Raw genomic sequence first — 15348 nt, 5'->3', positions numbered from 1 at the left:
TCCGGCGCTTTCACGTGAAGGCCGGAGAATGCGGCAAGAGGTCGCAGGGGTCCAGACCGAGGCTGCTCACATTTGCGTGTTGGTCGCGGTGGGTTACCGCCAGAACTCCGGCACGGTCTCGGCCAGGCGTGGCCCGAGCCGGAGCGGCGCGATCTTTTCGGCCAGTCCCGTCGCGTCGGAAATCTCGACGCCGACGCCGCAGATCGTCGCCGGGCCGCTCGCCGCTTCCATGCGGCCCTTCGGCATCTTGGAGATGAAGCGGTTGAGCGGCTCCTCCTTGTCCATGCCGAGCGAGGAATCGTAATCGCCGCACATTCCGGCATCCGACATATAGGCCGTGCCGCCGTTCAGGATCTGCGCGTCGGCGGTCGGCACATGCGTATGGGTGCCGACGACGAAGCTGGCGCGGCCGTCGACGAAATGGCCGAAACACTGTTTCTCGCTGGTCGCTTCCGCATGGAAATCGAAGATGATCGCATCGGCCTGCTCCTTCAGCGGGCAGGCGTCGAGGATCACCTCCGCCGATTTGAAGGGATCGTCGAGTTCCGGATGCATGAAGACCCGGCCCATGACATTGGCGACGAGCACACGCGCGCCGTTCCTGGCATAGAAAAGGCCGGAGCCGCGGCCGGGCGTGCCTTGGGGATAGTTGGCCGGCCGCAGAAACTGATCGTGGCGCCCGGCAAAGGCGACCGCTTCCTTCTGGTCCCAGACGTGATTGCCGGTCGTTACGACATCTGCGCCGGCATTGATCGTTTCCAGAAAAATGTCCTCGGTGATGCCGAAGCCGCCGGCGGCGTTCTCGCCGTTGACGATGACGAAATCGAGCCGGAGGTCGGAGATCAGGCCGGGGAGGCGGTCCCAGACCGCCGTGCGTCCCGTCTTGCCGACCATGTCACCCAAAAAAAGCAGCCGCATTCCCTATCCAATCCAAGAGGCAAAAAAGCGCAGGCCGCTTTCTGTCAGGATGGCATCCAGGCTTATGTCATGCGGCTCGTCGGGCACATGTGCCACTTCCTGGCAGTCGAATGCAATGCCGATCAGCTTCGGATGCAGGCGTTTCTCTCTTAGCCGGCTGATGGCGCGGTCGTAATAGCCGGCGCCGTAGCCGATGCGATGGCCGCGGATATCGAAGGCCGAAAGCGGCACCAGCATGATCTCGGGATCGAGAATGTCGGCCTCCGTGCCGGGGGCCACCGTGCCGAAGCCGGTCTCGATGAGAGGCACGTCTTGCGTCAGTTCCCGAAAGGCGATGGTCTGCTTGTCGAGGATCGCCGGCACGCACAGCCGTGCGCCGCGCGCTGCAAACCGGGCCATCAGCGGCCGCAGATCGGCCTCGGACCGGATCGGCAGGAAACCGGAGACGATCGTGCCGGGCGCAAAGGCGACCGCCTCGCCGGCATGTTCTGCCATTGCAAGGCTTTTGGAGATACGCTCCTCAGGAGCAATGGCGTCGCGGGCGGCCAGCCGTTCATTGCGCAACTGCGCTTTCAGTTCTCGTGCGGTCATTCGATCTGCCAGATGTGAGAGGTTCGGCCGAGCATAGACGGCTGGAGGTCCGATGCAAATGCAGGGTGCGACAGGAGCGCGGTGGTTTCACGCCGTGTGGAGCATGCCTATCGCTGCTGCGTCGATTCGTGTGCCGACGTCGGCAGCGCGACGGCCAGCCGCCGCATTGTTTCCTCGAACAGAGGGGTTCCGCCCGGCATCCAGCCGAGCGCGCGGATTTTTGCCGTGCTCATCGGATTGAGCGCTGTGCTGTCGGCCGGAGCCGGCAGCGCATGACGACATTCCGTCTCACGGCGGATGGGGGCAAGGATGTCGCGGGTGTCGACGACGATGTCCGACACGTTGAAGATCTCGCCGGAGATGCGGGGGCTTTCCGTCTCCAACATCAGCCGCACCGCGCGCCCGAGGTCACGGCCGTGAACCTCCGTTGCCGCGCGGGGAGCGACCGGCCGGCCGGCGCGATAATCGGCGATGAGGCCGTCCCATTTGTTCGGCGAAAGATCGCCATAGATGCCGGTCGCCCTCAGACTGACGCCGGCAAAACCCGGCGTCGAGAGGTGGCTCAGCGCGCCTTCGGCGTCGAGTTTGATCTGGCCGTAGAGCGTCTCCGGCTTCGGCAGCATCGTTTCTGTGAGCTCGGTTCCGGGCGGATGTTCGCCGTAGGCAGCGCGGCTGGACAGGAAAACGCAGCGGCGCGTGCCGGCGCGTTTGGCCGCTTCGAAAAGCCGGACGGTGCCGTCGAGGTTCAACCTGTGGAAGGTCTTCGGATCGTCGCCTTCGCCGCCGCGATATTTGCCGGGAACATGGCTGAAGGCGGCGTGGACGAAGAAATAGGCGTCGTCGAAAACGTCGATCTGATCCTGGTCGGGATCGAGGGAGAGCGCTGCGAACTCGACCGGGCGGGAGAAGAGGCGGGGATGCGGCGCCCGGCGGCCGCCGACGATCACCTGATAGCCGGTGGTCAGAAGCTCCTCGACGACATAGCGGCCGACGAGACCCGTTCCGCCGGATACCAATACCTTCATGCTGCCCCTTCCGGATTGTCCAGCGCCGCGATCTCGGGCACATCGCCGCCATCGTAGAAACGATGCCATACATCGATCAAAGGTTGTAGCTGCGCTGCCTTGGGATGATCTTTTTCCCACGGTTTTTCATACTGGTAGTGCAGGATCGAGACGCTCTTCCAGTCCCAAAGCGCCGGCATGGTGAACCATACATATTGCAGCATGTTGAAATAGACCGGCAGGCCGTGCCAATCTGGGAAGAAGGTCTCAAGAAAGGTCTGATCGGTGCGGCGCCAGAAGACTTCCGGCGTGTCGAGCCTTTCGAGCATGTGCCGGAACGTGTCATGCGACGGCGTGGCGACGAAGACACCGGAATTCATGCGGCGGAAGTCGGCGAGGCTTTCGTAGACATTGGGGGCGGCGGAAAATTCCGGATAAAGGAAGAGCCTGTCGACGTTTTTCAGCACCAGGGCATCGGCGTCGATGAAGACGCAGCGCTCGTATTCGACGAGCTGCCAGAGCCTGAGCTTGCAGAAATTGTCGAGCGGCGAATGGAACGCCGGCTTGCGGCCCTTGGTGAAAGGCGCTGCGGAATGGAGTTGGCCGCGGGCGTGGCGTTCGTTGAAGGCGTCGGACAGCGGCAGGTGCTCGACTTCGATCAGGCGGCAGCCGAGGGTCGCGAGCGGGGCGAGGGCGGCTGCATTGACGCCGCCGGTATGGAGGACGACGATTTCGGCGCTGGTGCCGGTTCGGCGCAAGGAGCGGGCAAGCGCAGTCGCGCCCATGGCGTAGTCGGCGTTGGTGACGAGGGTGACGTAGGCGAGGCTCGAGGTAGACGTCATCGGTCCCTGCCGCCTCCACGCGTGCCCTCATTCCTGTGCTTGTCACAGGAATCCAGCCACCGCGCGTCCGCGCCGTGAATGACTCTTCTGCGCCCAAAGACTTGGGCGCGCTGGATTCCTGTGACAAGCACAGGAATGAGGGGGAGTTCATCGGACTGACGGCGTTCCAATAACAAACCATTGCTCATGACACCGATTTCAGCCGCATGCCTTCCGGATCGTGGTTGATCGTCGCGGCAATATCCCTGGTCCAGGCGGAGACGGCCGGCACGCGGGCACGGTCGACGCGGTAGGCGAATTTCTTCGCGACGTCGACGATCTCGCCGAGCAGCCCTGTTTCCAGCGTGATCGGTTCGAGGCCGAGATCGAGGAACTTTTCGTTGCGGACGATCAGCTCGTTTTCGGCGGCTTCCTTGCGCGGATTGGGCAGCCAGGCAATCGTGGCGCCGCTGATCCTGGCGATCATTTCGGCAAGGTCGCGCACCCGGTGGGTTTCCGTCATCTGATTGAAGATTTCGACGCGGGCGCCGCGGGCGGGAGGATTCTGTAGCGCCAGCTCGATGCAGCGCACCGAATCCTGGATATGGATGAAGGCGCGGGTCTGGCCGCCGGTGCCGTGCACGGTCAGCGGATAACCGATCGCCGCCTGGATGAGGAAGCGGTTCAGCACGGTGCCGTAATCGCCGTCATAGTCGAAACGGTTGATGAGCTGCGCGTGGCGGCGCGTCTGTTCGGTATGCGTGCCCCAGACGATGCCCTGGTGCAGGTCGGTGATCCGCAAGCTGTCGTTCTTGGCGTAGAACTGGAAAAGAAGCTGATCCAGGCACTTGGTCATGTGGTAGATCGAGCCGGGATTGGAGGGATAGAGGATTTCCTGGCTGACCGTCTCGCCGCCCGCCGTTTCAATGCCGACCGGCAGGTACCCTTCCGGGATCGCCGCGCCGACCGTCGAATAGCCGTAGACGCCCATGGTGCCGAGATGAATGAGATGGGCGTCGAGGTTGAGCTCGGTCAGGGCGTTCAAAAGGTTGTGCGTGGCGCTGACATTGTTGTTGACCGTGTAGTTCTTATGGCGGTCGCTCTTCATCGAATAGGGCGCCGCGCGCTGTTCCGCGAAATGGATGATGGCATCGGGGCGATTCTCGGAAAGCCATTTCTTCAGCAGTTCGTAATCCCTGGCGAGATCGATCAGATTGAAGTGGATGCGGCGTCCCGTTTCGGCATGCCAGATGCGGGTGCGCTCCTGGATCGAATCCATCGGCGTCAACGACTGAACGCCAAGTTCGGTGTCGATCCAGCGGCGCGAGAGATTGTCGAGGATATGGACGTCGTGACCGGCGTCGGAGAGATGCAGCGACGTTGGCCAACCAATGAAACCGTCTCCGCCCATAACCGCAATCTTCATCGTATCGTCTCCTGATCGGTCGCTCATTATCGGGAATAGTTAGGAATTGTGACAATCATTCAATGCCTGGCGGCGGCGCGTTCAACGCCTGCCTGCCGGGCATTCAATGCTTGCCTGTCGAGAGGCGTTGCGCCAAAGAGGGCACCTCAGTTTGGAGAAAATTATGACGGAACGCCCTTTTTCCATTTCGGGAGAGCTGACGGAGGCCGGACATCGCCTCGTCCAGCGGGTTTATTATGAGGACACGGATTTCTCCGGGCTGGTCTATCACGCCCGCTACCTGCATTTTCTGGAGCGCGGCCGCACCGATTATCTGCGCTGCCTCGGGGTCGAGCAGCGCGAACTCGTCAGCGCCGACGAGGAGGGGCTTGTCTTCGTCGTCCACCGCATGGAGATCGATTTCAAGAGCCCGGCACGCATGGACGACGTGCTGACGATCCTGACGCATACGGAGAAGGCCGGTGGCGCCAAGATGGTGCTCAACCAGCAGATCCGTTGCGGCGAGACGCTGCTGATTTCAGCCAAGGTGATCATCGCCGTCATCAACGCCAAGGGGCGGCCGCGACGGCTGCCGGAAACGCTGGCGGCGAAATTCCTGGAAGGCAGCACGCCGCTATAGCGCCGAATCGCTCGAAATTCGGCCTTGTAAAAACTTGAGCTTTATGTGAAGGAATTTCTGCGCCGCAGGATGAGCGCTCTTTCGGCAGCCGGAGCTTGCTCCGGTCAAGTAATCCAGGAATAAAATCTTGCGAATACAGGCTTGCTGTCACAGTCCGGCACTAACGATCTATTAACCATAATAGTGTCTTACTGGGAAAGTCGGAGTTTGTGCGGTGCACGCCTTCCTTTGACCAAATTTGACGGCAAGAAGGCGGAAGATGAGCTTGGAAGCTTGACCAGGGCTTTGGGCGGCGGCCGCCGGACACTTCTTGCGAGATCACTTTGTGCCGCCCGGTCCAGCACCGGGCGTTTGGATTCGGGGATTTTGGATCAATGGAACAAGTAGGATTGGCAGCAGCCACGACGGACGTCAGCCTCTGGTCGCTTTTCATGCAGGCCGGCATCGTCGTCAAGCTCGTCATGCTCGGGCTCATCGCAGCCTCTGTGTGGACCTGGGCGATCGTCATCGACAAATACCTGGCCTATGGCCGCGCACGGCGCCAGTTCGATAAGTTCGAACAGGTGTTCTGGTCGGGCCAGTCGCTGGAAGAACTCTATCGCTCCCTGTCGGAGCGCAACAATACCGGCCTGGCGTCGATCTTCGTCGCGGCCATGCGCGAGTGGAAGAAATCCTTCGAACGCGGCGCCCGCTCGCCGATCGGCCTGCAGATGCGTATCGACCGTGCGATGGACGTGACGCTCGCCCGTGAAACCGAATATCTCGGCGCCCGTCTCGGGTCGCTTGCGACCATCGGTTCGGCCGGCCCGTTCATCGGCCTGTTCGGCACCGTCGTCGGCATCATGACCTCGTTCCAGGCGATCGCCGGCTCGAAGTCGACCAATCTCGCGGTCGTCGCCCCCGGTATCGCCGAAGCGCTGCTCGCCACCGCGATCGGCCTCGTCGCCGCTATTCCGGCGGTTATCGCCTACAACAAGTTCTCCGCCGACGCCGGCAAGCTCTCGGCGCGCATGGAAGGTTTCGCGGATGAATTCTCCGCCATACTTTCGCGCCAGATCGACGAGAAGCTGCAGCCGCGCGCTGCCGCTCAGTAACCAACGGAGAATACTGACATGGGTATGGCTGTTGGAGGCAATGGCGGCGGGGGCGGCGGACGCCGCCGTCGCGGCGGTCGGAACAAGGCCGTCATCTCCGAGATCAACGTGACGCCGCTCGTCGACGTCATGCTCGTGCTTCTGATCATCTTCATGGTCGCCGCACCGATGATGACGGTCGGCGTGCCGATCGACCTGCCGGAAACGCAGGCCAAGGCGCTGAATTCCGAGACGCAGCCGATCACCATCTCCGTCAAGAACGACGGCGAGGTGTTCCTGCAGGAAACGCCGATCCCGGCGGCCGAGATCGCCGCCAAGCTCGAGGCGATCGCCACCACCGGCTATAACGAACGTATCTTCGTGCGCGGTGATGCAACAGCGCCCTACGGCGTCATCGCCGACGTCATGGCGCGCATCCAGGGCGCCGGCTTCAAGAATATCGGCCTGGTGACGCAGCAGAAGAAGGACCAGTAGCGTTCAAGATGAAGACCAGCGTCGTCACATCTGCTGTTCTGCACTGCCTGGTGCTGACCTGGGCGATGGTATCGCTCGGCGCGCCGGAATCCTTCAAGGTGGAGGATTTCGAGGCCATGCCGGTCGATCTCGTACCGGTGGAATCCATCACCCAGATGCAGCAGGGCGACAAGAAGGCTCCGAAGAAGGAGACTTCAGCGCCGGTGCCGACGACACGTCCGCCGATCGCGCAGCCGGCCGAGAACGCCGGCGACAACAATGTCGACCTGAAGACGCCGCCGGTGCCGAACGCCAAGCCGAGCAACAGCGAGGCGGCTGCCGCCAATTCCAGCGAAAAGCCGCAGCCGCAGGTCGATCCCAAGCCGAACGACGTCAAGGAAGTCAACAAGGAAGAGACCGAGGTCGAGCAGCCGAAGGAAGTTGCTTCCATTCCGCCGCCGAAGCCGGTTGAAGCGACGCCGCCGAAGCCCGAGGAAAAGCCGCCTGAAGAACAGGCCAAGCCTGAGGAGCCGCCGAAGCCGGATGCGGAAGCATTGCCGGACAACGTGCCGACGCCGGTCGTCAAGCCGCAGGTAAAGCCGCCGGAGCCGCAGAAGCCCGCCGAAAAGCCGCCGGAAAAGACTCCAGACCAGCCGAAGGCTGCGGAAAAGCCGACAGACAAAAAGAAGGCCGATAAGAAACAGGAAGTGGCGAAATCCGCCTCGTCAATGAAGAGCGACTTCAATGCTGACGAGATTAACGCTTTGCTGAACAAGACGGATCCTTCGGCCGGCGGCGCCAAGCGCTCGACGCAGGAGGCGTCGCTGGGGGCGAAGAAGAGCAATGGCGGCTCCAAGCTCAGTCAAAGCGAAGAAGATGCGCTAAAGGGTTTGATCGAGGGTAACTGGCTTATCACTCCGGGAATGGAAGGCCTTTCCGGCATGGTCATCACCGTGCATTTCAAACTCGACAAAGATGGAAACATTATCGGCCAGCCTGAGATCGAGTCTTCCGGTGGAAGCAGCACCGATTCAACGCGTCGTGCGCTGGAAAGTGGCGCTTACCGTGCCGTGATGAAATCTGCTCCGTCGTTCCGCACGAATCTTCCGATGGACAAGTATGACGTGTGGAACGAGGTCGTTCTTAACTTTCATCCCAGCGATATGGGGATTTAAATGCCGAGGGATTCGATCCATTTCGCGAAATCTTTCGGCATATGCGCGATGCTGGCAGGGTTAATCCTTGGCCTCGCATTTCCCTTCGATGCAAATGCGGAGACGGCTGATCGTCGAAACAGCGATGCAAATTCGCCGCGTATCAGCGCGGCTGAAGCTCAGGTGTTGCGAAACGCGATCGAACGTCAATTCATCGTCGACAGTCGGCTGAAAGACATCGGCAGCGTGCGTTTGACGATCCACATAAAGCTAGCCAGAGACGGGCAGATCGTAGGCAACCCTGATGTGCAGGTTACCGGTGGCGGTGAGCGTGCGCAGAAAAGTCTTACCGATTCCGGCCTTCGCGCCGTTCGTCGCGCAGCTCCTTTTACGATGCTTCCGAAAGATAAATACGATGCTTGGAAGGAAGTTGTTTTCAATTTCGACACCAGCGCTCTTACCCAATAAGATGCTGAAAGGCTTGTTTGATATGGTCAAGTGTTCCCTCATCCGCGCTCTGATGGTCATTGCAGGCCTGATTGGGGTCGCAGCCTTTACGACGCCGGCGAACGCGTTGGTCACCCTCGATCTTCGAAAAGGCAATGTCCAACCGATGCCGATTGCGGTGACCGACTTCCAGGGCGACATGGGCGCGCAGGTCTCGCAAGTCATCGCCGCCGACTTGCAGCGGTCCGGTCTTTTCGCGCCCATCAACAAAACGGCCTTCATCGAGAAGATTTCTAATCCCGACGCTTCGCCGCGCTTCGAGGACTGGAAGGTCATCAATGCACAGGCGCTGGTCACCGGCCGAGTTACCAAGGAAGCGGATGGCCGACTTCGCGCCGAATTCCGACTCTGGGACCCGTTCGCCGGACAGCAGATGACCGGCCAGCAGTTCTATACACAGCCGGAGAACTGGCGCCGTGTGGCGCACATCATCGCCGATGCGATCTACAAGCAGATCACCGGTGAAGAGGGTTATTTCGACACCCGCGTCGTCTTCGTCTCCGAATCCGGCACCAAGCAGCAGCGCAAGCGCCAGCTGGCGATCATGGATCAGGACGGCTTCAACGTGCGCATGCTGACGGATGGCAGCGATCTCGTGCTGACGCCGCGCTTCTCGCCGAGCCGGCAGGAAGTCACCTACATGTCCTTTGCCAACCAGCAGCCGCGGGTCTATCTGCTACAGCTCGAAACCGGGCAGCGTGAAGTCGTCGGCAATTTCCCCGGCATGACCTTCTCGCCGCGCTTTTCGCCGGATGGGCAGAAGGTGATCATGAGCCTGCAGCAGGAAGGCAATTCCAACATCTATACGATGGATCTGCGCTCGCGCACGACGACGCGGCTGACCTCGACGGCGGCGATCGACACTTCGCCCTCCTATTCGCCTGATGGTGCCCGCGTCAGCTTCGAAAGCGACCGCGGCGGCAAGCCGCAGATCTACGTGATGAATGCCGATGGCTCCGGCCAGACCCGTATCTCCTTCGGCGACGGCTCCTACTCGACGCCGGTCTGGTCGCCGCGCGGCGATCTCATCGCCTTCACCAAGCAGGCCGGCGGCAAGTTCTCGATCGGCGTGATGAAGCCGGACGGTTCGGGCGAACGCATCCTGACGACCGGCTTCCACAATGAGGGCCCGACCTGGGCGCCGAACGGCCGCGTGCTGATGTTCTTCCGCCAGGCGGCGGGCTCCGGCGGTCCGCAGCTCTACTCGATCGACCTGACCGGTTACAACGAGCAGCTTGTGAAGACACCAACCTACGGTTCCGACCCGGCTTGGTCGCCGCTTCTGGAGTAAGAGGCGCGGCAATGCCTTCATGTCGCCCCAAAATCATGGAAACCGGGCGGCTACGGGACAAATCAGTAAATTGTTAACCATAAACTTTGAGGGGCGGTTAACCGAGTGCGGTTACTGTCCGGAAACCCTGAAATCGCAAGGAGACCCGGCCATGAGCCGAATTCACACCCCGGCAATGAGCCGCATGCAGAATTTCGCCCGCAACCCCGTCATGATCGCGCTTCTCGCCGGTCTCGCGCTTGCAAGCTGCGCCAAGAAGCCGCCGAACAGCGCCGGTGAGCTCGGCCTCGGCGCCGGCGCGGGTGGTGCCGCAACGCCAGGCTCGGCCCAGGACTTCACGGTCAATGTCGGCGACCGCATCTTCTTCGATACCGACTCCTCGTCGATCCGCGCCGATGCCTCGCAGACGCTCGACCGTCAGGCGCAGTGGCTCGGCCGTTACCCGAACTACCAGATCACTGTCGAAGGTCATGCCGACGAACGCGGCACGCGCGAGTACAACCTCGCGCTCGGCGCCCGCCGTGCCGCTGCTGCCAAGGATTACCTCGCTTCGCGCGGCGTTCCGGCGCAGCGCATGAAGACGATCTCCTACGGCAAGGAACGTCCGGTCGCCGTCTGCGACGATATTTCCTGCTGGTCGCAGAACCGCCGCGCGGTGACCGTGCTCGGTGGCGCCGGCATGTAATATGCCGATATAATTCGTTTTCTAAAGGCGGTCCCATCAGGGGCCGCCTTTTCTTTTTGATCACACTTTGGCCAGACTCCGTTGCTTTTTGACAGCAATTGGAAAAATCTCCTGTTCGTGCCTCAAGGCGCGAAGAATCACTGGGACAGGACGATACATATGAAGAAACTTGTCGTGGCAGGCATGCTGTGCCTCGCGGCTGTGACCGGGAGCGAGCGGGTGGCCTATTCGGCCTCGTTCTTCGGGCTGCATCTCGGCGGTCGATCCGCGGAGAACCAGGCGTCAGCGCCCGTTGTCAAGGTGCAGAGCGGCGACGCCGAGGTTCGCGTGCAACAGCTCGAAGAGCAGCTGCGGCAGCTGAACGGCCGAATCGAGGAGATGAGCTTCCAGCTGCTGCAGATGCAGGAGACGATCCGCAAGCAGCAGGAAGACAATGAATTCCGCTTCCAGCAGCTCGAAAAGACCGGTGCCGGCGGCGGCGGCGCCAAGGCTCCCGTCAAGAAGAGCGAGACTGATGCCGCTCCGGCAGCGTCCGGCGGCGACGATGTCGCCAGGGTGATCCAAGCACCGCAGGGAGCCGAAACGGCTCCCTCCACCGATGGGCCTGATAATACCGGCCTCGGCCAGCCGCCGAAGCAGCTTGGCTCGATCGACTTCGATCAGAACGGCAACCCGATCGGCGGAACCGTCGACGAAAATGCCAGCATCGGCTCCGGCCCGCTTCCCGATGCCAATGGCCGCACACCGCAGCAGACGGCCTCGCTCGGCAGTGAGGCGGATCAGTACAAGGCAGCTTATGGCCACGTGCTGTCAGGCGATTACGGCACCGCAGAGCAGGAATTCAACCAGTACATCGCCCGTTACCCGAGCAGCGCGCGGGCCGCCGACGCCAATTTCTGGCTCGGCGAAGCGCTCTACTCGCAGGGTAAATATAACGAGGCGGCCAAGACCTTCCTCAACGCGCATCAGAAATACGGCGGCTCGGAAAAGGCGCCGGAAATGCTGCTGAAACTCGGCATGTCGCTTGCGGCCCTCGATAATAAGGAAACGGCCTGCGCGACGCTGCGCGAAGTCTCGAAGCGCTATCCGAAGGCGTCACGCGCCGTCATAAGCAAGGTTGCGAGCGAACAGAAACGGCTCGCCTGCTAAGGTCTTCCGGTATGTCTCCGGAAGCCGCATCGCCTCAAGCGGCGATCCTCCAGTTCCTCGAATCGCTTCAAAGCCCTGCGCGCCTTCTCGTCGCGATATCGGGCGGCAGCGATTCCACCGGCCTGCTTCTCCTCCTCGACGAAGCCGTGAAGGCCGCGCCTCATCTCAAGATTTCACTCTGTGCTGCCACCGTCGATCACGGGCTGCGGGCCGGCTCCGCGGACGAAGCGCGACAGGTTGCCGCGCTCTGCGCATCGCTCGGCATTCCCCACATCATCGCAGCCTGGCAGGGCGAAAAGCCGAAAACCGGCATCATGGCCGCGGCCCGCGAGGCTCGCTACGACCTCTTGGCGGAATCGGCAGAGAGGCTCGGCGCCAATCTCATCGTCACCGGCCATACGCTCGACGACCAGCGCGAAACATTGCAGATGCGCGGCATGCGAACGGAGCAGCTTTCATCGGGAATCGCCGATGCGGTGCTCTTCGACCGGCGGTTCTGGATTTTGCGGCCGCTTCTCTTTTCCAGCCGGGCCGATATCCGGGCTTTTCTGAGAGAGCGGGACGTGGCGTGGATCGACGACCCCAGCAATGAGGATGTGAAATACGAGCGCGTACGGGTGCGCCGGCAGCTATCCGCCGATCGAGCGACGGAGATGGATATTCACGCGGCCTGGGAAGCGCGGCTGGCTGTGTCGTCCGCAGCAGCCGAATGGCTTGACCGCCACTTCAGGCTTCACGGCGGCCTGCTTGGGCAGGTATCTGTTGATGGCTTGCGGCAGGATCGCGCAGTTCTGGATTATGCGCTCGGCCGTCTGACAGCCGTCTTCGGCGGACAGCCATTCGTGCCGGGGAGGGCGCATATGGAGCGCCTTCTCTCATTTGTCACCGGCGGGGAACCGGGGCGGGTGACTGTCGGTCGAGTGGTGTTCGATCTGAGGCGTGATGGGCTTTATCTGGCGCGGGAGAGCCGGGGGATATTGCCGCTGGTGTTGCGACCGGGAGAGGCGGGGGTGTGGGATGGAAGGTTTCGTGTGTGCAATGGGTCGGCAGTCAACGCTAGAATAGAAGCACGAGCCGGCCTCTCCTCCCTCATTCCTGTGCTCGTCACAGGAATCCAGCCACCGCGCGTCGGCGCGGTGAATGACTCTACAAAACAGGACGAGTCTTCCGCGCCCAACGACTTGGGCGCGGAAGATTCCTGTGACGAGCACAGGAATAAGGGAGGAGAGGGCAGGGGCCTGCCCAAGGCGGCATGGAAGCGTGCCGTCGCCTCAGCGCCGGCTTTTTCCGTCGATGGACACCCTCTATCTCCGAAATCTGTCGACTCGATCCGTCTGGCGCCCTATTTCGCACCCTTCGACCGCTTTTTGACACGATTTGATTTCATCTTTGCCGGTAGGCTTTCGGCGGTTTTCGCGATGGCGCCCTATGCGGGACCGCCTTTAAGAAGTATTGACGGAAAAACCATCTGACCTGGGGGATTGCCTTGGCAACAGCACGGCGCAACCCTATGTTAGAATGAATAAGACGGTCGCCATGAGGCGGCTGTTCCAGTGCTGGGGAGTTCAATGAACCCTAACTTACGTAATTTTGCCTTGTGGGCGATCATCGCGCTTCTGCTGATCGCCCTGTTCAGTATGTTTCAGACGGCGCCGGCACAGACGGGCTCCCGCGAAATCCCTTATTCGCAGTTTCTGCGTGAGGTCGATGCGGGCCGGGTGAAGGATGTCGTGGTCACGGGCAACCGTGTTTCCGGAAGCTATGTTGAAAACGGCACCACCTTTCAGACCTACTCCCCTGTAATCGACGACAGCCTGCTCGATCGCCTGCAGCAGAAGAATGTCCTGGTTTCCGCCCGTCCGGAAACGGACGGTTCCTCGGGGTTTTTGAGCTATCTCGGCACGCTCTTGCCGATGCTTCTCATTCTCGGCGTCTGGCTGTTCTTCATGCGGCAGATGCAGGGTGGCTCACGCGGCGCGATGGGCTTCGGCAAGTCCAAGGCCAAGCTTCTGACCGAAGCGCATGGCCGCGTGACCTTCGATGATGTCGCCGGCGTTGACGAGGCCAAGCAGGATCTCGAAGAAATTGTTGAATTCCTGCGTGATCCGCAGAAATTCCAGCGTCTCGGCGGCAAGATCCCGCGCGGCGTGCTGCTCGTCGGCCCTCCGGGCACCGGTAAGACGCTGCTCGCCCGCTCGGTCGCCGGTGAGGCCAATGTGCCGTTCTTCACGATTTCCGGTTCCGACTTCGTCGAAATGTTCGTCGGCGTCGGCGCAAGCCGCGTCCGCGACATGTTCGAACAGGCGAAGAAGAATGCGCCCTGCATCATCTTCATCGACGAAATCGATGCGGTCGGCCGCCATCGCGGCGCCGGTCTCGGCGGCGGCAACGACGAGCGCGAGCAGACGCTGAACCAGCTGCTGGTCGAAATGGATGGCTTCGAGGCGAATGAAGGCGTGATCCTGATCGCCGCCACCAACCGTCCCGACGTTCTCGACCCGGCGCTGCTGCGTCCCGGCCGTTTCGACCGTCAGGTCGTGGTGCCGAACCCTGACATCGTCGGGCGCGAGCGCATTCTCAAGGTGCATGCCCGCAATGTGCCGCTGGCGCCGAATGTCGATCTCAAGGTTCTCGCCCGCGGCACGCCCGGTTTCTCCGGCGCCGACCTGATGAACCTCGTCAACGAAGCCGCCCTGATGGCCGCCCGCCGCAACAAGCGTGTCGTCACCATGCAGGAATTCGAGGACGCCAAGGACAAGATCATGATGGGCGCCGAGCGCCGCTCCTCGGCGATGACCGAGGCGGAGAAGAAGCTCACCGCCTATCACGAAGCCGGCCACGCCATCACCGCGCTCAATGTCGCTGTCGCCGATCCGCTGCACAAGGCGACGATCATTCCGCGCGGCCGTGCGCTCGGCATGGTCATGCAGCTTCCCGAGGGCGACCGCTACTCGATGAGCTACAAGTGGATGGTGTCGCGCCTCTGCATCATGATGGGCGGCCGTGTCGCCGAAGAACTCACCTTCGGCAAGGAGAACATCACGTCGGGTGCCTCCTCCGACATCGAGCAGGCGACCAAGCTTGCCCGCGCCATGGTCACGCAATGGGGTTTCTCTGATCAGCTCGGTCAGGTCGCCTATGGCGAGAACCAGCAGGAGGTCTTCCTTGGCCACTCGGTTTCGCAGTCGAAGAACGTTTCGGAAGCGACCGCGCAGAAGATCGACAATGAAGTGCGCCGCCTGATCGATGAAGCCTATACCCAGGCCCGTACGATCCTGACGGAAAAGCACGATGAATTCGTCGCTCTCGCCGAAGGCCTGCTGGAATACGAGACGCTGACCGGCGAAGAGATCAAGGCGCTGATTCGCGGCGAGAAGCCGTCTCGCGATCTCGGCGACGACTCACCGCCGAGCCGTGGTTCGGCGGTGCCGAAGGCCGGCGCGCGGCCTGCGACCAAGGGCGACGAGCCCGAAGCCGGCCTCGAACCGCAGCCGCATTGAGCCGCCAGCGCCGTCTTCAACAAGGCCGGATTTCCCAAGCGGGAGATCCGGCCTTTTCTATTGGTAACGGGATATAATCATTTTTCTTGCTAATTTACGTGCCGATCGCCGCATTTTGTGGCATTCCGCTGAATTG

Annotated in this window: 15 protein-coding genes; 10 read left to right on the top strand and 5 right to left on the bottom strand. The window is 61.6% G+C overall.

Going from position 1 to position 15348, the window contains the following annotated elements; translation table 11 throughout:
* Positions 1–93: 93 nt before the first annotated feature.
* From CO655_RS06035 to CO655_RS06015, 5 genes are all read right to left on the bottom strand, one after another.
* Positions 94–918 carry a TIGR00282 family metallophosphoesterase gene (locus CO655_RS06035; protein ID WP_097604023.1) on the bottom strand — a complete coding sequence of 275 codons (825 nt, stop codon included), beginning with the start codon at positions 916–918 and terminating at the stop codon, positions 94–96.
* Positions 919–921: 3 nt separating this feature from the next.
* Complete coding sequence (locus tag CO655_RS06030) at positions 922–1509, bottom strand: 5-formyltetrahydrofolate cyclo-ligase (protein WP_010028170.1); 588 nt, start codon at positions 1507–1509, stop codon at positions 922–924.
* 107 nt (positions 1510–1616) lie between these two features.
* The gene (locus tag CO655_RS06025; RefSeq protein ID WP_097664111.1) at positions 1617–2534 is read right to left on the bottom strand and encodes an NAD(P)-dependent oxidoreductase; all 918 of its coding nucleotides are present in this window, start codon (positions 2532–2534) and stop codon (positions 1617–1619) included.
* On the bottom strand, positions 2531–3355 hold the full coding sequence (locus CO655_RS06020; protein ID WP_097664110.1) for a glycosyltransferase: 825 nt from the start codon (positions 3353–3355) through the stop codon (positions 2531–2533). The genes CO655_RS06025 and CO655_RS06020 overlap by 4 nt, the downstream gene beginning before the upstream one ends.
* A gap of 184 nt (positions 3356–3539) precedes the next feature.
* Entirely contained in the window at positions 3540–4760 is a 1221-nt protein-coding gene (locus tag CO655_RS06015; protein ID WP_097583789.1) for an NAD-dependent epimerase/dehydratase family protein, read from the bottom strand.
* A gap of 163 nt (positions 4761–4923) precedes the next feature.
* On the opposite strand from CO655_RS06015, the gene ybgC reads away from it, so the two are divergent.
* The 10 genes from ybgC to ftsH all read left to right on the top strand — a co-directional run bounded on the left by ybgC (position 4924) and on the right by ftsH (position 15212).
* On the top strand, positions 4924–5379 hold the full coding sequence (gene ybgC, locus CO655_RS06010) for a tol-pal system-associated acyl-CoA thioesterase (protein WP_097604027.1): 456 nt from the start codon (positions 4924–4926) through the stop codon (positions 5377–5379).
* A 374-nt stretch (positions 5380–5753) separates the two neighbouring features.
* A complete protein-coding gene (gene tolQ / locus CO655_RS06005; protein ID WP_004671617.1) occupies positions 5754–6473 on the top strand; it encodes a protein TolQ in 720 nt (239 codons plus the stop codon).
* A gap of 18 nt (positions 6474–6491) precedes the next feature.
* Positions 6492–6947, top strand: coding sequence for a protein TolR (tolR, locus tag CO655_RS06000; RefSeq protein ID WP_003566333.1), 456 nt, complete (start codon positions 6492–6494; stop codon positions 6945–6947).
* Positions 6948–6955: 8 nt separating this feature from the next.
* On the top strand, positions 6956–8101 hold the full coding sequence (locus CO655_RS05995) for a hypothetical protein (protein ID WP_097664109.1): 1146 nt from the start codon (positions 6956–6958) through the stop codon (positions 8099–8101).
* Positions 8102–8548, top strand: a complete 447-nt coding sequence (locus CO655_RS05990; RefSeq protein ID WP_097664108.1) for a cell envelope integrity protein TolA — start codon at positions 8102–8104, stop codon at positions 8546–8548. It begins immediately after the preceding gene.
* Between the two features lie 22 nt (positions 8549–8570).
* A complete protein-coding gene (gene tolB / locus CO655_RS05985; protein WP_097664107.1) occupies positions 8571–9878 on the top strand; it encodes a Tol-Pal system beta propeller repeat protein TolB in 1308 nt (435 codons plus the stop codon).
* Positions 9879–10029: 151 nt separating this feature from the next.
* Complete coding sequence (gene pal / locus CO655_RS05980; protein ID WP_097583794.1) at positions 10030–10563, top strand: peptidoglycan-associated lipoprotein Pal; 534 nt, start codon at positions 10030–10032, stop codon at positions 10561–10563.
* Positions 10564–10722: 159 nt separating this feature from the next.
* Positions 10723–11712 (top strand): tol-pal system protein YbgF, encoded by a 990-nt coding sequence (ybgF, locus tag CO655_RS05975; protein ID WP_097664106.1) that lies wholly within the window; start codon positions 10723–10725, stop codon positions 11710–11712.
* Between the two features lie 11 nt (positions 11713–11723).
* Positions 11724–13184, top strand: a complete 1461-nt coding sequence (gene tilS / locus CO655_RS05970) for a tRNA lysidine(34) synthetase TilS (protein ID WP_097664105.1) — start codon at positions 11724–11726, stop codon at positions 13182–13184.
* A gap of 96 nt (positions 13185–13280) precedes the next feature.
* The gene (ftsH, locus tag CO655_RS05965) at positions 13281–15212 is read left to right on the top strand and encodes an ATP-dependent zinc metalloprotease FtsH (RefSeq protein ID WP_038691074.1); all 1932 of its coding nucleotides are present in this window, start codon (positions 13281–13283) and stop codon (positions 15210–15212) included.
* The last annotated feature ends 136 nt before the right edge of the window (positions 15213–15348 follow it).

Source organism: Rhizobium sp. M1, from assembly GCF_002531805.1.
GTDB lineage: Bacteria > Pseudomonadota > Alphaproteobacteria > Rhizobiales > Rhizobiaceae > Rhizobium > Rhizobium etli_C.
Note: the sequence above shows the minus strand (reverse complement) of the source record. Positions and strands in the feature narration are given on the sequence as shown.